Annotated in this window: 15 protein-coding genes; 4 read left to right on the top strand and 11 right to left on the bottom strand. The window is 69.9% G+C overall.

Annotated elements, in window-relative coordinates:
• Window positions 1-108 precede the first annotated feature (108 nt).
• Genes glk through ACGTN6_RS07595 form a run of 4 tightly spaced genes read left to right on the top strand, consistent with a single transcriptional unit; the run spans window position 109 to window position 3,924 of the window.
• Window positions 109-1,074: a glucokinase gene (glk, locus tag ACGTN6_RS07610; RefSeq protein ID WP_394590762.1), complete on the top strand. Its 966-nt coding sequence runs from the start codon at window positions 109-111 to the stop codon at window positions 1,072-1,074.
• Window positions 1,071-2,057, top strand: coding sequence for a D-hexose-6-phosphate mutarotase (locus ACGTN6_RS07605; RefSeq protein ID WP_394590761.1), 987 nt, complete (start codon window positions 1,071-1,073; stop codon window positions 2,055-2,057). Before glk ends, ACGTN6_RS07605 begins: the two co-directional genes overlap by 4 nt.
• Window positions 2,054-2,929, top strand: a complete 876-nt coding sequence (locus ACGTN6_RS07600) for an aldo/keto reductase (RefSeq protein WP_394590760.1) — start codon at window positions 2,054-2,056, stop codon at window positions 2,927-2,929. The genes ACGTN6_RS07605 and ACGTN6_RS07600 overlap by 4 nt, the downstream gene beginning before the upstream one ends.
• Window positions 2,930-2,952: 23 nt before the next feature.
• Window positions 2,953-3,924, top strand: coding sequence for a carbohydrate kinase family protein (locus ACGTN6_RS07595; protein WP_394590759.1), 972 nt, complete (start codon window positions 2,953-2,955; stop codon window positions 3,922-3,924).
• Between the two features lie 126 nt (window positions 3,925-4,050).
• Here ACGTN6_RS07595 and xylB read toward each other — a convergent pair whose 3' ends face one another.
• From xylB to cra, 11 genes are all read right to left on the bottom strand, one after another.
• Window positions 4,051-5,538: a xylulokinase gene (gene xylB / locus ACGTN6_RS07590; protein WP_394590834.1), complete on the bottom strand. Its 1,488-nt coding sequence runs from the start codon at window positions 5,536-5,538 to the stop codon at window positions 4,051-4,053.
• Entirely contained in the window at window positions 5,538-7,022 is a 1,485-nt protein-coding gene (locus tag ACGTN6_RS07585) for a mannitol dehydrogenase family protein (RefSeq protein WP_394590758.1), read from the bottom strand. Before ACGTN6_RS07585 ends, xylB begins: the two co-directional genes overlap by 1 nt.
• A gap of 54 nt (window positions 7,023-7,076) precedes the next feature.
• Complete coding sequence (locus ACGTN6_RS07580) at window positions 7,077-7,709, bottom strand: nucleoside triphosphate hydrolase (RefSeq protein WP_394590757.1); 633 nt, start codon at window positions 7,707-7,709, stop codon at window positions 7,077-7,079.
• Between the two features lie 221 nt (window positions 7,710-7,930).
• Window positions 7,931-8,707, bottom strand: coding sequence for an L-iditol 2-dehydrogenase (locus ACGTN6_RS07575; RefSeq protein ID WP_394590756.1), 777 nt, complete (start codon window positions 8,705-8,707; stop codon window positions 7,931-7,933).
• A gap of 31 nt (window positions 8,708-8,738) precedes the next feature.
• Complete coding sequence (locus ACGTN6_RS07570) at window positions 8,739-9,425, bottom strand: HAD family hydrolase (protein WP_394590755.1); 687 nt, start codon at window positions 9,423-9,425, stop codon at window positions 8,739-8,741.
• 11 nt (window positions 9,426-9,436) lie between these two features.
• The gene (locus ACGTN6_RS07565) at window positions 9,437-10,582 is read right to left on the bottom strand and encodes an ABC transporter ATP-binding protein (RefSeq protein WP_394590754.1); all 1,146 of its coding nucleotides are present in this window, start codon (window positions 10,580-10,582) and stop codon (window positions 9,437-9,439) included.
• Window positions 10,583-10,595: 13 nt separating this feature from the next.
• Window positions 10,596-11,483: a carbohydrate ABC transporter permease gene (locus ACGTN6_RS07560; RefSeq protein WP_394590753.1), complete on the bottom strand. Its 888-nt coding sequence runs from the start codon at window positions 11,481-11,483 to the stop codon at window positions 10,596-10,598.
• A gap of 15 nt (window positions 11,484-11,498) precedes the next feature.
• Window positions 11,499-12,389, bottom strand: a complete 891-nt coding sequence (locus ACGTN6_RS07555) for a carbohydrate ABC transporter permease (RefSeq protein WP_394590752.1) — start codon at window positions 12,387-12,389, stop codon at window positions 11,499-11,501.
• A gap of 70 nt (window positions 12,390-12,459) precedes the next feature.
• Window positions 12,460-13,773 (bottom strand): ABC transporter substrate-binding protein, encoded by a 1,314-nt coding sequence (locus ACGTN6_RS07550; RefSeq protein ID WP_394590751.1) that lies wholly within the window; start codon window positions 13,771-13,773, stop codon window positions 12,460-12,462.
• 197 nt (window positions 13,774-13,970) lie between these two features.
• A complete protein-coding gene (locus ACGTN6_RS07545; protein WP_394590750.1) occupies window positions 13,971-14,942 on the bottom strand; it encodes a sugar-binding transcriptional regulator in 972 nt (323 codons plus the stop codon).
• 83 nt (window positions 14,943-15,025) lie between these two features.
• A complete protein-coding gene (cra, locus tag ACGTN6_RS07540; protein ID WP_394590749.1) occupies window positions 15,026-16,030 on the bottom strand; it encodes a catabolite repressor/activator in 1,005 nt (334 codons plus the stop codon).
• Between the last annotated feature and the right edge of the window lie 78 nt (window positions 16,031-16,108).

Raw genomic sequence — 16,108 nt, 5'->3', positions numbered from 1 at the left:
ATGACTCGACCCGCACTGATTGGTGGGAATATCGACAGGGGCGGCACCATGGCGGACGCCCCTGAACGAGCCTTGGGCTAGCCCCCTGAGAACATTTGAGACGAAGCCATGACACGACCCGCACTGATCGGTGACATCGGCGGTACCAACGCCCGCCTCGCCCTGGTGACCCCGGGGGCCTTCGAGCCCCACGACATCCTGAGCCTGCCCTGCGCCGACTACCCCGGCCTGGTCGAAGCGGTGCGCGACTATCTGGAGCGGGTCGGCGCCGTGGGCGATGCCGCCCCGCGCGAGGCCTGCCTGGCCTTCGCCTGCCCGATCCGCGGCGATCGGATCAAGATGACCAACAACCCCTGGTCGTTTTCTCGATCCGAGGTCCAGGCGGCTCTGGGGCTCGAGCTGTTCAAGGCGATCAACGACTTCACCGCCCAGGCCCTGGGCGTGCCCCACGTGGCCGAGGAAGACCTGTTCGAGGTTCAACCCGGTGAGGCAATCCCCCATGCCGCGCGGCTGGTGATCGGCCCCGGCACCGGTCTCGGCGTGGCCGGCGTCTTTCCCGGCCGCCACGCCTGGATCCCGCTGGCCACCGAGGGTGGCCACGTGACCTTCGCCCCCACCGACGAGCGCGAGTACAACCTGCTGCGCCACTTCCGCAACCGCTATGGCCGCATCTCGGTGGAGCGGCTGCTGTGCGGCCAGGGGCTGCTCGACCTCTACCTGGCGCACTGCTCACTGAAGGGCGCCAACCCGCGCTACTCGACGCCCGCCGAGGTGACCGAGGCGGCCGACGACGACGGCGTGGCTCGTGATACCCTGCTGCGTTTCCTGAAGATTCTCGGTGACGTCAGCGGCGATGCCGCGCTCACCATGGGCGCCCGAGGCGGGGTCTACCTGTGCGGCGGCATCCTGCCGCGGCTGCTCGACTGGCTGCCGCAGAGCCGCTTCCGCGAGGCCTTCGCCGACAAGGGCCGCATGAGCGCCTACACCGCCGAGCTCCCTGTCCGGGTGGTGACCGCCCCCTGGACGGGCCTGCTGGGCGCCGCCGAGGCCCTGCACAATGAGGAGGTCGAATGATTCCCGCATCCCTGCGCGCCCTGCTGGACGCCACCGACGGACAACGCCGCGCCGAATGGGCCGGCCGCGAGGTATGGATGGCCCGCGAGGCCTGGGGCGAACTCGTGGTGTCGCTACAGGGCGCCCAGGTGCTTCACTATCTACCCGCGCCCGAAGACGCGCGCGCTGAGGGCTCTTCCCCCGCGCCCGAAGACGCGCAAGCCGCAGGCGCTTCCGCGTCGCCCGATGCTGCGACCGGCGAGAACGAGGAAGCCCTGGTGGCCGGCGGCTGGCTGTGGGTCACGCCCACGCCCCAGGCGCTGCCCGGCGCCATCCGCGGCGGCATCCCGCTGTGCTGGCCATGGTTCGCCGACGAGAATACCGCCGACGAGTCCCCGGATCGCTCCGGACCGATGCACGGGCCGGCGCGCAAGGCCGACTGGCGCCTGGATGCCGTGGACGAGCACGAGGAAGGCGTCGAGCTGCACCTATCGCCGCTCGAGCGTCTGCACTCCCAGCTGGTGCCCCGGGCGGTGATCCAGGCCAACGCCAAGCGCCTGCACGTGGAGCTGGTCACCGAGCATGTCGGCGAAACCCCGACCAAGATCACCGGTGCCCTGCACAGCTACCTGGCGGTGGACGACGCCACGGCCTGCCGAATCGAGGGGCTCGCCGGCGCCCGCTACCTGGACAAGCTCGCCGACTTCGCCGAGCGCGAACAGCAGGGCGAGCTTGGCGTGCGCGGCGGGCTGGACCGCATCTACCACACAAACGCCGAACTCACCCTGGACGATGGCAGCCGACGGCTGCGCGTCGCGCGGCAGGGCAGCGATTCGGCGGTGGTGTGGAACCCGGGCGACGAGCGACCGGCGGACACCTCTGCCGCCGCGGGCCGCCGCTTCCTGTGCATCGAATCCGCCAACACCCGGCTCGACCCGGTGTGGCTGGTGCCCGGCGCCCAGCACCTGCTGGGCACCACCCTCTCCCTGGCGAACGACGCATGAGCGCCGCGCCGGTGTTCGACGCGCCCTTCGCGCTGGGCATGATGGCCCTGCACGAAGCCCCGGCACTGCACGCCCCCGAGCGACTGGCCGACTGGCTTGAGGCGCGCCTCGATCAGGGCCTGCATTGGTTCGACCACGCCGACATCTACGGCGACCGCGCCGGCGAGCGGCTGTTCGGCGACGCGCTGCGCGCCCGCCCCGGCCTGGCTTCGCGCGTCAAGGTGGTGACCAAGGCCGACATCGTCACCCCCGAGCGCGACGCCTCGTCGTTCGCCGTCAAGCACTACGACAGCTCGCCGGCCTACGTGACCCGGGCCATCGACGACGCCCTCGAGCGGCTGGGCGTGGAGCGCCTCGACCACTTCCTGCTGCATCGCCCCGACCCGCTGATGGACGCCGAGGCCACCGGCCGCGCGCTGGACGACGCCATCGCCGCCGGCAAGCTCGGCGCCGCGGGCGTTTCCAACTTCCGCCCGGAAGCCTGGCGGCGGCTGCAGGCCGCCATGCACGGTCGCCTGTCGGCCCACCAGCTGCAGCTGTCGCTGGATCACCCGCAGCCGCTGTTCGACGGCCTCTTCGATGCCCTGATCGGCGACGGCCAGGCGCCCATGGCCTGGTCGCCGCTGGGCGGCGGCCGGGTGCTGACCGGCCCGGCGCGCTCCCTCCTGCTGACGCAGGCCGAGGCCTTCGGGGTCAGCCCCGCCGGGCTGGCGCTGGCCTGGGTGCGCGCCCTGCCCGGCCGGCCGCTGCCGGTGATCGGCAGCCTGAAGTCCGAGCGCATCGAGACGCTGTGCCAGGACGCCGCGCTCGAGCTGCCGCGTCCGGCCTGGTTCGCCCTGCTCGAGGCCGCCCGCGGCCACGAGGTGGCCTGAATCCATCATGAGGAACCACGACCATGCTGCCCGTTATCGCCTTCGGTGAAGCCCTCGTCGACATGCTCTCCAGCCGCCTGGGAGACGCCACCGACGGGACCACGGAGACCTTCACGCCCGAAGTTTTCACCCCCTATGCCGGCGGCGCTCCGGCCAACGTCGCCGTGGCCTGCGCGCGGCTCGGCGTACCCAGCCGCTTCCTCGGCATGCTCGGCGACGACCACTTCGGCGATTTCCTGGCCGAGGCATTGACCGCCCAGGGCGTCGACCTCTCCGGCGTGCGCCGCACCCGCGAGGCGCGCACGGCGCTGGCCTTCGTCTCCCGCGACGCCGACGGCGAGCGCACCTTCGACTTCTATCGTCCACCCGCCGCCGATCTGCTCTATCGCCTGGAGCACCTGCCGGCCGGGATCTTCGCCGAACCGGCGATCCTCCACCTGTGCAGCAACAGCCTGACCGACCCCGAGATCGCCGAGACCACCCTGGCCATGGCCGAGATGGCCGCCCGAGCCGGCTGCCTCGTCAGCGTCGACGCCAACCTGCGCCACAACCTCTGGGCCGAGGGCCGAGCCGACGCCGCCCTGGTCACCCGGCTGCTCGACACCGCCGACCTGCTCAAGCTGTCTCGCGAGGAGGTCGACGACCTGCGCGGCGACCATCCCGAGGAGGCCTGGCTGGCCGAGCGCCTGGCCGCCGGAGTCAAGCTGGCGGTGATCACCGACGGCGGCGGCGACGTGCGCGCCTTGGGCGCAGGGCTGTCGCTATCGGTCACGCCGCCGAACGTCGATCCCGTCGACACGACAGCGGGCGGTGACGCCTTTATCGGCGGGCTACTGGCAGCGCTGGCCGAGGGCGGCTTCGCGGAGGGCTGGCATCGCGACACGGCAAGCCTGGAAGCCGCGCTGGCCTTCGCCTGCCGCTGCGGCGCCCACGCCGTCACCCGTCCGGGCAGCTATGTCGCCCTGCCCACCCGGGACGATCTCGCCACAGCCTGATCGGCGGCGCGCCATCACGACAACGCCCGATGACGGAACAGTCATCGGGCGTTGTCTCGTCACCAGTGTCTTGTCACGAGTGCCGTGCCGGGAGGTCGCGGGGAAGGAAGACCGCGGGCGAGCGGCTCAGTCCATCACGCCATGGTGCTCGGCCAGCAGCCGGCGATAGCGCGCATGGACGCCCTGATAGGCCTCGACGCGAGCGGCGTCGGGTTCGGCCCGTGAACTCTCGTCGAGGCGGACCAGCCGCGCGCACAGCGCCTCCAGCGAGGCACCCGCAGAGCCCTCGCACCAGGCAGCCTGGATCGCCGCGCCCAGGGCCGCGGCATCGGTGATGTCGGGGCAGATTACCGGGGTGGCCAGGATGTCGGCGACCATCTGCCGCCACACCGCGCTCTTGGCCCCGCCGCCGATCAGGCGGATCTCGCTGGCGTCCCGGGCCAGCCCACCGAGCCGCTCGAGGCCATAGCGCAGGCCGAAGGTCGCCCCCTCGACCACCGCCCGGCACAGATTGGCCTGGGTGGCGTTGACGTCGGTCAGGCCCAGGAAACTGCCGGTGGCCTGGGGCAATGGCGGGACCCGCTCGCCGTTGAAGAACGGCAGCACCGTCACGCCCTCGGCGCCGATCGGCGCGGCGACGAGGCGCTCGCCGAAGGCCGCCAGGTCGAGGCCGAACATTTCGCGTACCCGAGTGGTCGCCGAGGTCACGTTCATGGTGCAGATCAGCGGCAGCCAGCCGCCGTGGCTGGCGCAGAAGTTGGCCACCTGGGCATCGTCGGCGACCACCGGCTCGGGTGAATAGGCACAGACCGTGCCCGAGGTGCCGAGGCTCAGCGTCACCAGGCCCGGGGCGATATTGCCGGTACCGATGGCCCCCAGCATGTTGTCGCCGCCCCCGCTCGAGACCACCACGCCCTCGGCCAGCCCCAGCTCACGGGCCAGCGCCGGCCGCAGCGTGCCGGCCGGCTCGCGGGAGCCAATCAGCCGCGGCAGCACGCGCTCCGGGTCGAGCTCCGGGGCGATCTCGGCCAGCACGTCCTCGCGCCAGCGGCGCGCGCGGGTATCGAAGTAGCCGGTGCCCGAGGCGTCGCCGGCCTCGGCGACCCGCTCGCCGGTGAGCCAGAAGTTGAGGTAGTCGTGGGGCAGCAGCAGGGTGGCGATGCGCCGATAGGCCTCGGGCCGGGCGTCGCGCAGCCAGGCCAGCTTGGAGGCGGTGTAGCCGGTCTGCAGCACCAGCCCCAGCCTGTCGAGGCAGCCGGCCTCGCCGCCCAGGCGCTCGACCAGGGCGGCGTTGTGCTCGGCGGTCTCGGTGTCGCACCACAGCTTGGCCGGGTGCACCGGTTCATCGGCGGCATCCAGGGCCACCAGGCCATGCTGCTGGCCGGAGACGCCAATGGCACGGATCGCTTGGGGCTCGATGCCGGCGCGCGCCACGGCGTCGTGGAAGGCGCCGCGAAAGGCCTCGATCCAGTCGGCGGGCGCCTGCTCGCGGCGCCCGCCCTCCCCTGCTTCCAGCCGGTGGGGCCGGCTCGCCTCGCCGAGGATTCGGCCGCCGTCGATGTCGACCACCACCACCTTGGTGCTCTGGGTCCCGCAGTCCACGCCGATGTACATCATGAGTCCTCTCGTTCGACCAGCGCCTCCAGCGTAGCGCGTGCGCCGTCACGATGCAGGCGCTCCAGCGCCCACAGGTAGGCCTCGCGGAAGCGCTCCTCGTCCGCCAGGTCGCCGAACAGCTCGCGATTGTCGATAAAGGCGGTGGGGACGTCATGCTGCCGGCCGGCAAGCGACATCAGCTCGTCCTTGAGGCGATCGACGACCTCGATCGGCTCGCCCGCCTCGTCGACGCCCTCGGCGTAGCGCGCCCAACTGGCCACCACCGCCGCGGCGCGGTGCAGCTCGCCGCCGCGGGCGAGCTGCTCGCGAATCACCGGCAGCAGCCACTTGGGAATCCGATCCGAGCTCTCGGCGCACAGCCTGGCCAGGGTGTCCTTGACCTCGGGGTTGGCGAAGCGCTCGATCAGGGTGCGGCGGTAGGCGTCGAGATCGACCCCGGGCAGCGGCGCCAGGGTCGGCGTCGCCTCGTGCGTCATGTAGCCGAGCAGGAAATCGACGAACAGCGGGTCGGCGCTGGCCTCGTGGGCATAGCGGTAGCCGGCCAGGGTGCCGAAGTAGCACAGCGCCTGGTGGCTGGCGTTGAGCAGGCGCAGCTTCATCAGCTCATAGGGCTCGACGTCCTCGACCACCTGCACCCCGGCCTCCTCGAAGGCGGGACGCCCGGCGACGAAGCGATCCTCGAGCACCCACTGGGTGAAGGGCTCGCAGACCACCGGCCAGGCGTCCTCGACGCCGAAGCGCGAGGCCAGCTCCTCGATATCGTCGGCGGTAGTCACCGGGGTGATGCGATCGACCATGGAATTGGGGAACGGCACCTCGGCCTCGACCCAGGCGGCGAGCGCCGCATCGCGGGCGCGGGCGAAGGCGGTGAACATGCGGTGCGCCACCTCACCGTTGCCCTGGATGTTGTCGCAGGACATCACCGTGAAGGGCGCGAGGCCGCGCTGGCGACGCCGCGCCAGCGCCTCGGTGATCAGCCCGAAGCTGGTGCGCGATGTAGCCGGCTCGGCCAGGTCATGCCGCACGTCGGGGTTGTCGAGATCGAACTCGCCCGTTACCGGATGAAAGTTGTAGCCGCCCTCGGTGACCGTCAGCGAGACGATGCGGATGGCCGGGTCGACCATCAGCTCGATCACCGCCTCGGGGTCGTCCGGGGCGTAGCGGTAGTCGATGATCGAGCCGATCACTCGCGGCTCGCGACGGCCATCGGGATGCTTGACCACCAGGGTGTAGAGGTGGTCCTGGGAAGCCAGTGCCTGCTGCATGCGCCGGTCGCCGGGCATCACCCCGACGCCGACGATGCCCCAGTCCAGCGCCTGGCCGCGGTTCATCAGGTCGTCGAGGGTCACCGCCTGGTGGGCGCGGTGGAAGCCGCCCACGCCGAAGTGAACGATGCCGGCGCTGACCGCAGCGCGGGCGTAGGACGGCCGGGCGACCTCCGGGGCCAGTCGGTCCAGCTGGGCGGTAGCGAGTCGGGTCATGTGACGTCTCCTGGCGCATATCGCGGTCAAATCGAAAGTGAGGTCGAGCGGCATTCAGTCGTCGGTGGCCCAGTGCAGGTCGGCGGCCACCGAGGCGGCCTTGATCAGGCGGGCATTGAGCATGTCCTTGTGGCGAGCGCGCTCGATGGCGCCGGCCGGATCCTGGCCCATCTCCCGCCAGCGCTGGATCAGCCGTGCCTCGAGCAACTCGTCGGGCACATCGAGGAACAGCGTCATGTCGAACAGCGGCCGCAGCGACGGCCAGGGGCCCTGGTCGAGCAGCAGGTAGTTGCCCTCGACGATCACCAGGCGATGCTCGGGGGTGATCAGCCGGCCTCCTGCCCGGGCCAGGTCCAGCGGCCGGTCGAACACCGGCACGGCGACGGGACGATCGGCGCGGCGGATGCGCTCAAGGTCGTGCTCGAGCCCGTCGCAGTCGAAGGTCTCCGGCGCGCCCTTGACGGGCACCAGCCCCCGGGGCTCGAGCACGGCGTTGTCGTAGTGGTAGCCGTCCATCGGCACCACCGCGGCGCTGCCGGGCTCGCGGGCGTTGAGCTCGCGGCACAGCCAGCCCGAGAGGAACGACTTGCCGGCGGCCGGTGGACCGGCCAGGGCGACGATGAAGCGCCGGCTCTCCCCCGCCGCCTCCAGCACCCGTGCCGCCACCTCATGGATATTTGGATTCATCGTTGTTCACGCCTGGTCAATCCATCATGTCTTCGCACCTCGCCGTGAATGCCATCGTGGGCGCTCACGGCCCGGCAACCCGGCTGTCAGGCACGCCTCTCTCTGGCAGGGCGCCTGACGGCGCCAATCGTTCAGCGAAGCTGAACTCCCACCATGCAACACCACCATGCCGCGCTTGGTCGTACAGCGGCTTCACACGGGTCTGCGTCGAAACCAAGCTGTCAGCTCATCCAGTTGCCGCCGTCGACATTAAGCGTCTGCGCCACTACGTAATCGCTGTCGTCACTGGCCAGGAACACCGCGGCGCCGGCGTGATCCTCCGGCCGCCCCATACGCCCAAAGGGCACCGCCTCACCCACCAGGCGCTTCTTCTCGCCTAGGGGGCGACCCTCGTAACGGGCGAACAGCGCATCGACCTCATCCCACATCGGGGTGTCGACCACGCCCGGGGCGATGCCATTGACGTTGATGCCGTGCTCGATCAGCGCCATCCCGCAGGACTGGGTGAGGCTGATCACCGCCGCCTTGGAGGCGCAGTACATGCTGACCAGCGGCTCGCCGCGGCGGCCGGCCTGGGAGGCCATATTGATGATCCTGCCGCCCCGGCCGCGCTCCACCATCGCTCGGGCCACCGCCTGCAGGGTGAAGAAGGCGCCCTTGACGTTGACGGCGAACTGCTTGTCGTAGCTCGCTTCGGTGACTTCGAGCACCGGGGCCATGTCGAACACCGCGGCGTTGTTGACCAGGATGTCGATGCCGCCGAAACGCCGGACCGTCTCCGCGACCATGGCGTCGATGGAGGCACGGTCGCAGACGTCCAATCGGATGCCCGCGACGCGCTCGCCACCGCCGAGGGCGGCCACGGCCTCGTCGATGGCCGCCGCGTCGATGTCGGCCATCACCACCCGGGCGCCCTCGGCGAGATAGCGTTCGGCGATGGCCAGGCCGATGCCCCGTGCGCCGCCGGTGATCACGGCGACTCTGTCGTGAAGTTTCATGCTGTCGTCCTCGGTGGAAGGTAGTCTCGGCTTATCGGCCCGCGGCCGTCCGGCGCGCCCGTTGCCACTGCGCCACCAGCGCGGCCAGTTCGTCCATGTGCGACATCACTCGCCAGGCTCCCGCCTCGCGCAGGCGCTCGGCCTGGCCCGGCGGCACGTGGCTGGCGCCGATGAAGCCGATCACCGTCATGCCAGCGCGGTGGGCGGCGGTGATGCCGGAGACGCTGTCCTCGACCACCAGACAGTCGTCCGGGGTACGCCCCAGGCGTGCCGCGGCGTGGCGATAGACCGCCGGATCCGGCTTGGGCTTCTCCACCTGGTCGGCGGTGAAGATCGGCGCCTCGCCCAGCCGCGCCGCGAGCCCGGTGGTCGCCAGCGACGCCAGCACGCGCTGGCGGCGGCTGTTGGAGACCACCGCCATCGGCAGGTCCAGCGCCGCGATGGCCCCGGCCACGCCGTCGATGGCGCGCAGCTCGTCGGCCAGGCGCGCCTCGATCTCGTCGTCGAGGCGGCCCAGGGCCTCGGGCGGCAGGCGATGGGCGCTCAGACCCTCGAGGTGCGCGAGGATGTCGGCGGTGGTCATGCCCAGCGCCTGGGCCAGCAGCCTCTCGACCTCGATGTCCGGCAGCCATTCGGCGAGCCGCTGGATCAGCGTGGCCTCGGCGATGGTCTCGCTGTCGACGAGCACGCCGTCGCAGTCGAAGATCAGGGTGTCCATGGGCATGCCCCTCATTCGCTGTCGGCGCTCGAGGCCACACGGTTGTCCTGGCGCTTCAGGCCGGCCAGGGGATGCGGCTCGAGGCTCGTCAGGGCCAGGCCGTCGGCGTCGAACAGGTGGGCACGTCCGGGCTCGAAGCCGAAGCGCAGCGTATCGTGGACGCGGTGGGCGACATCGCCGTCGGCCATGATGGTCACCGTCTGCTCGCCCATCCTCACGTAGAGCGATGTCTGGCCGCCCAGACGCTCGAGCACCTGGATCTCGCCGGACAGCGGCCCCTGGTCGTCGAGCACTAGATGCTCCGGCCGAATGCCGAGCTCCAGGGCCGCGCCCGCGGCCTGCCCCTGGCCATCGACCGGAACCCGGGTGACGTCCCCACCGGGCAGGCGCACGCTGACGCCCTCGGCGCCGGCCTCGGTGGCCTCCACGGGCAGGAAGTTCATCTTCGGCGAACCGATGAAGCCGGCCACGAAGCGGTTGCGAGGATGGTGATAAAGCGCCATCGGCGAACCCACCTGCTCGACCACCCCGCCCTGCAGCACCACGATCTTGTCGGCCATGGTCATGGCCTCGATCTGGTCGTGGGTGACGTAGATCATGGTGGCGTCGAGCTCCTCGTGGAGGCGCGCCAGCTCGATGCGCATCTGCACGCGCAGCGCCGCGTCGAGGTTGGAGAGCGGCTCGTCGAACAGGAAGATGCTCGGGTTGCGCACGATGGCGCGGCCGATCGCCACGCGCTGGCGCTGGCCGCCGGACAGCGCCTTGGGCTTGCGGTCGAGCAGCGGCTCGAGCTGCAGGATCCGGGCGGCCTCCAGCACCTTCTCCCGACGCTCGGCCTTCGGTACCCCGGCCAGGCGCAGGCTGAAGCCCATGTTGTCCTCGACGGTCATGTGCGGATAGAGCGCATAGCTCTGGAACACCATGGCCAGGCCACGGTCGGCGGGCCCCACCTCGTTGATGCGCTGGCCGTCGATGACGATATCGCCGGAGGTGGCGCTCTCGAGCCCGGCGATCATGCGCATCAGGGTCGACTTGCCACAGCCCGAGGGGCCGACGAAGACCACGAACTCGCGGTCGTTGACCTCGAGGTCGACGCCCTTGATGACGTCGGTCTCGCCGAAGCTCTTGGTGATCTGCTTGAGTTGAAGCGTGGACATCAGGGAATCCTCGTTATTTGACGGCGCCGAAGGTGAGGCCGCGGACCATTTGTTTTTGTGTGAGCCAGCCAAAGACCAGGATTGGTGCGATAGCCATGGTCGAGGCGGCGGAGAGCTTGGCCCAGAACAGGCCCTCGGGGCTCGAGAAGGAGGCGATATAGGCGGTCAGCGGGGCGGCCTGGGAGGAGGTCAGGTTGAGACTCCAGAAGGCCTCGTTCCAGCTCAGGATCACCGCCAGCAGGCCGGTGGACGCGATGCCCGGCAGGGTCAGCGGCAGCAGCAGGAACCACACCTCCTGCAGGGTGCCGGCGCCGTCCATGCGCCCGGCTTCGAGGATGTCCCTGGGCAGGTCCTTGAAGAAGGTGTAGAGCATCCACACCACGATCGGCAGGTTCATCAGCGTGTAGACGATGGTCAGCCCGAGGCGGGTATCGAGCAGGCCGACGTCGCGGAACAGCAGGTAGATCGGCACCAGCACCCCCACCGGCGGCAGCATCTTGGTGGACAGCATCCACAGCAGCGTGCCCTTGGTGCGCCTGGTCGGCAGGAAAGCCATGGCATAGGCCGAGGGAATCGCGATCGCGAGCGCCAGCAGGGTCGAGCCGAAGGACACCACCACGCTGTTCAGCGCGAAGTGGAAGTAGTTGGCGCGGCTCTGGACCTCGACATAGCTGTCCAGGGTCGGCGAGAAGACCAGGCTGGGATCGGCGACGGCCTCGGCCTCGGTCTTGAAGCCGGTCAGCACCATCCAGAAGATCGGGAAGAAGATCACCCCGGCGACGCTCCAGCCGAGCACGGTCAGCCACAGGCGGCGGCTGCGCAACGACGCGAACAGCGGGCTCGGCGTGGCCTGCGGCGTACTGCCGGCGGCGCTCATCGATTTGGTTCTTGCGGTGGTCATGGCGGCGCTCCCGTGTCAGTTGTCCAGGTTCCTGGCCACCATGCGGACCAGGAAGATGGCGACGATGTTGGCCAGCACGATCGCCACCACGCCGCCGGCGGAGGCCATGCCGACGTCGAAGTCGAGCAGCGCGCGGATGTAGATCAGGTAGGCCAGGTTGGTGGTGGCGAGGCCAGGGCCGCCGGAGGTGGTGACGAAGATCTCGGCGAAGATGGTCAGCAGGAAGATCATCTCGATCATGATCACCACGCTGATCGCCCGCTTGAGGTGCGGCAGGGTAATGAAGAAGAAGATCGCGATGGGTCCGGCGCCGTCCATGCGCGCCGCCTCGACCTGGTCGTCGTCCAGCGACTGCATGGCGGTGAGCAGGATCAGCAGCGCGAAGGGCAGCCACTGCCAGGCAACGATAATGATGATCGAGGTCAGCGGCAGCGACGAGAACCAGTCCAGCGCCGGCAGGCCCAGCGACTCGGCCAGCCAGGCCAGCACGCCGTTGGCCGGGTGCATCATCATGTTCTTCCACACCAGGGCGCTGACCGTGGGCATGACGAAGAACGGCGAGATGGCCAGCACCCGGGCGACACCGCGGCCCAGGAACTCCTGCTGGAACAGCACCGCCAGCAGGGTGCCGCCGACCACGGTGATCGCCAGCACCCAGCCGACCAGCAGCAGGGTGGTGCCGATCGCCGACCACAGCGCCGGGTCGGTGAACAGATATTCGTAGTTTTCGAGCCCGGCGAAGCCGGTCATGCCGGGCATCAGCAGGTTGTAGCGCTGCAGCGAGAACCACACGGTCATCGCCAGCGGCACTATCATCCACAGAAACAGCAGGGTGACGGCCGGCGCCTGGAGCGAGAGGGTACGCAGCCCCCCGACCGTGCGTCCGGAGGATCGTGTCTTGTTCATGATCTGACCCATGGGGAATGGAAGGTGGGTAACGGCCGGCCGGGGCCCTGCCCCGGCCGGCCCACGCGGCTCACTCGAAGTAGCCGGCACGTTCCATGGTGCGCTGGGTGGCGCGCTGGGCGGCCTGCAGGGCCTGCTCGACCGAGGTCTCGCCGGTCAGCGCCGAGGCCACCATCTGGCCGACCTGAGTGCCGACCGACTGGAACTCGGGGATGCCCACGAACTGCACGCCGACGTAGGGGTTGGGCTCCAGGGTCGAGTCGGTGGGATCGGCGCCCTGGATGGCGTTCAGCACGAAGTCGGCGAAGGGCGCGGCCTGCTGATAGTCGGCGTTCTCGTAGGTGGAGACCCGGGTGCCGGGCGGCACGCTGGTCCAGCCCTCGCGCTCGCCGACCAGCGCGATGTATTCCTGCGAGGTCGCCCAGGTAATGAACTCACGGGCCGCATCCTTCGAGTCGGACGAGGCCGGAATGCCCAACGCCCAGGACCACAGCCAGTGCGAGCCCTTGGGCGTCTCGGCCACCGGTGCCGGGGCGAAGCCGAGCTGGTCGGCCACCGTCGACTCTTCGGGGTTATAGAGCTTGCCCGCCGCCGAGGTGGCATCGACCCACATGGCACAGTTGCCGCGGGAGAACAGCGCCAGGTTCTCGTTGAAGCCGTTGGAGCTGGCGCCGGGCGGGCCGTATTCGCCCAGCAGGTCGACGTAGAAGCCGATCGCCTCCTGCCAGGCCGGGGAATCGATCTGCGGCTGCCAGTCCATGTCGAACCAGCGCCCGCCGAAGGTGTTCACCAGGGTCGAGACGAAGGCCATGTTCTCGCCCCAGCCCGGCTTGCCGCGCAGGCAGATGCCGTAGGTCTCGTTGTCTGGGTCGTGCAGCTGGCCGGCCCAGTCGCGGACCTGCTCCCAGGTCGGCTGCTCGGGCATCTCGATGCCTGCCTGCTCGAACAGGTCGCGGCGAAAGTAGAGCATCGAGCTCTCGGCATAGAACGGCAGGGCATGCAGGGTGCCGTCGTCGTCGCTCAGGCCATCGCGGACCGACTGCAGCAGATCGTCGACCCGGTAGTCGGCGGGCAGCTCGTCGAGCGGTGCCAGCCAGTCGCGCTCGGCCCAGATCGGCACCTCGTAGGTGCCGATGGTCATCACGTCGAACTGGCCGCCGCCGGTGGCGATATCGGTGGTCAGGCGCTGGCGCAGCACGTTCTCCTCGAGCACCACCCAGTCCAGGGTGATGTCCGGATGGGCCTGCTCGAAGGCATCGGTCAGGCTCTGCATGATCACCATGTCGTTGTTGTTGACGGTGGCCACGGTGATGGTCTCGGCCTGGGCGGCAGTGGCACCGGCCGCGGCCAGGCCGACGAGGGGGATCGCACGAGACAGCTTCATGGCATGCTCCTTGGTGGGAGGGTGTTGTGTTGTTGTCGGAAGTCGTGTCGCCGAAATGATCAATCTACTCATGTTTCGATCAAATGATCGAACACCGCCCCAAAAAAAGCAAAGCCATGGAAGTTAGACTTTCGGGTATATCGCAGAACGGTCCTACCGACGAGACGGCAGGCACATGGTGGGCGAGCGCCTGCGGGTCAGGCGCTCTCGCGGGCCGCCATCTCGGTGTCGACGATGAAGCGGGCGGCTTGCTCGTCGGTGACCAGGCCCTTCAGCCAGCCGCCGCGCAGGGCAGCGAGAATCGCGGGCCCCTTGTCGCGTCCGCCGGCCAGCGCCACCAGGGTCTGCTCGCGGAACATCTCCAGCGGCAGGCTGGTGACCCGCTGGCTGGTCGAGCAATCGACGAGCTCCCCCTGGGCATTCATCGGCCAGCCCAGCAGCTCGCCGACGGCGCCGCCGGAGATCAGTTCGTCGAGCTCGGCCTCGCTGATGAAGTGATCCTGGAACAGGGTCGCCTGACGATCGATGCGCCCCACGCCGACGAAGGCCGCCTCGGCCTGCCGGGCCACCTCGGTGATGGCCCGAAACAGCGTCTGCTCGCGCAGCGCCTCCTTCTCAGACACCGAGCCGGCGACCACCGGCGCCGGCAGCAGGAAACGCTCGCCGCCGGTCTTGTCGGCCAGGATCATCACGCCATCGTAGCGGTTGGCCGAGCCGTCTCGGGCCACGTTGCCGACCAGGGAGACGAAGCGATGCTGGGGACGGTCGATGCGGCTGAGCGCCTCCACCGTGGCGCGCACCGAGCGGCCGGTACCCAGCGACAGGGTCAGCGGCTCGCTGCGATCGAGGTAGCGGGAGAGCCGCTCGGCGGCGGCGACCGCCAGGTAGCGGGCTTCGCTGTCGGAGGTCCCGGCATCGGCGGGCGCCACGTCGCAGAACTCCAGGCCGAAGCGGCCGCGGATCGCCTCGGCCAGGGCCATGCAGTTGGCGATCGGATGGTCGACGCGGACCTTGACCAGGCCCTCCTGGCGGGCCAGCGCCAGCAGCCGCTGCACCCCGGGACGCGAGACGCCCAGCTGGGCGGCGATCTCGTCCTGGGTGCGGCCGCCGACGTACGACAGCCAGGCGGCACGCGCGGCCTGATCCAGCTTTACCTCGAACTTGTCCACGACTCGGCACTTCCTGCATGGCGGTGATCGGCAAAATCATCGCAAGCCTGCCCCGCCGGCACAATGCCCGTCGCCCGATCGCCTCAGGACGCCGCCGCCCGGCTCGCCTCGCTGCGCCAGCGCATCCGCCGCGGAATGACCTCACGCCCCAGTCGATGCTCGCCCCGGGCGGCGGCCAGCGCGCTGTCCAGCGCCGCCTCGGCCATGCGGTCGTGGTCCTGAACCGCGGAGTTGACCGCCAGCGGCAGGAAATCCAGCAGCCGGCTGTCGCCAAAGGTCGCCAGGCGCAGCGAATCCGGCAACCCGCCGGCCTCGAGCAGAGTGTCGAGCACGCCGTCGAACAGCGAATAGGAAGCGGTGACCAGCGCATCCGGCAGGCCGTGCTCGTCGAGCACGCGGCGCATCAGCCGGGCGCCCTCGGCGCGGTCGTAGCGCTCCCCCGCCAGCGACAGCGACCGCACGTCGCGTCCAGCGAGGGAGCGCAGGAAACCGCTGCGCCGCTCCTGGGTGATCGACAGCCAAGGCACCGCATCCAGCCACACCACCCGTGACACCCTATCTTCCAGCACCGAGGCGGCGAGCCGCTCGGCGGCCTCGGCGTCGTTGCTGACCACGCTGGCAAAGCGCCGGGCATCGAACCCCCGGTCGACGGCCACCACCGGAAGACCTTCGGCCTGCAGCTCGGCATAGAAGGCATCGTCCATGGGCAGGCTGCTGGCGGTGATCAGCACCTCGCAGCGCCGTGCCCGCAGGGCCAGCGCCAGGTCGCGCTCGACCTCCGGCCGGTCGTCGGAGCCGGCGATCAGCAGCTGGTAGCCCGCCTCCCGGGCGCCGCGCTCCAGCCGCTTGGCCAGCCGCGCGTAGGTCACGTTCTCCAGGTCGGGCACGATCAGCCCCAGGGTGCGGCTGGAGCCGCGCCGCAGGGCGGCCGCCTGGGGATCGACCCGATAGCGATGGCGGTCCACCACCGCCATCACCTTGTCGACGGTTTCCTGGCTGATGCGCCGTTTCTCGGCCTGGCCGTTGATGACGTAGCTGGCCGTGGTGCGCGACACCCCGGCCAGACGAGCGATTTCCGCGAGCGTCATGGACTCCCCCTAGACTGTTGGGAAGCATTCTACGCCGGACCGCCGCCCTGACGCCCCCTGCCAAAGTCGTAGATATTC

This window comes from Halomonas sp. B23F22_20 (assembly GCF_043496985.1).
Classification (GTDB): domain Bacteria; phylum Pseudomonadota; class Gammaproteobacteria; order Pseudomonadales; family Halomonadaceae; genus Halomonas.
Note: the sequence above shows the minus strand (reverse complement) of the source record. Positions and strands in the feature narration are given on the sequence as shown.

Coding starts and splice junctions, on each gene's coding strand:
- glk (WP_394590762.1), top strand. CDS start 109: ATGACACGACCCGCACTGATCGGTGACATCGGCGGTACCAACGCCCGC.
- cra (WP_394590749.1), bottom strand. CDS start 16,030: ATGACGCTCGCGGAAATCGCTCGTCTGGCCGGGGTGTCGCGCACCACG.
- ACGTN6_RS07605 (WP_394590761.1), top strand. CDS start 1,071: ATGATTCCCGCATCCCTGCGCGCCCTGCTGGACGCCACCGACGGACAA.
- ACGTN6_RS07580 (WP_394590757.1), bottom strand. CDS start 7,709: ATGAATCCAAATATCCATGAGGTGGCGGCACGGGTGCTGGAGGCGGCG.
- ACGTN6_RS07560 (WP_394590753.1), bottom strand. CDS start 11,483: ATGACCACCGCAAGAACCAAATCGATGAGCGCCGCCGGCAGTACGCCG.
- ACGTN6_RS07555 (WP_394590752.1), bottom strand. CDS start 12,389: ATGAACAAGACACGATCCTCCGGACGCACGGTCGGGGGGCTGCGTACC.
- ACGTN6_RS07550 (WP_394590751.1), bottom strand. CDS start 13,773: ATGAAGCTGTCTCGTGCGATCCCCCTCGTCGGCCTGGCCGCGGCCGGT.
- ACGTN6_RS07565 (WP_394590754.1), bottom strand. CDS start 10,582: ATGTCCACGCTTCAACTCAAGCAGATCACCAAGAGCTTCGGCGAGACC.
- ACGTN6_RS07600 (WP_394590760.1), top strand. CDS start 2,054: ATGAGCGCCGCGCCGGTGTTCGACGCGCCCTTCGCGCTGGGCATGATG.
- ACGTN6_RS07570 (WP_394590755.1), bottom strand. CDS start 9,425: ATGGACACCCTGATCTTCGACTGCGACGGCGTGCTCGTCGACAGCGAG.
- ACGTN6_RS07595 (WP_394590759.1), top strand. CDS start 2,953: ATGCTGCCCGTTATCGCCTTCGGTGAAGCCCTCGTCGACATGCTCTCC.
- ACGTN6_RS07575 (WP_394590756.1), bottom strand. CDS start 8,707: ATGAAACTTCACGACAGAGTCGCCGTGATCACCGGCGGCGCACGGGGC.
- xylB (WP_394590834.1), bottom strand. CDS start 5,538: ATGTACATCGGCGTGGACTGCGGGACCCAGAGCACCAAGGTGGTGGTG.
- ACGTN6_RS07585 (WP_394590758.1), bottom strand. CDS start 7,022: ATGACCCGACTCGCTACCGCCCAGCTGGACCGACTGGCCCCGGAGGTC.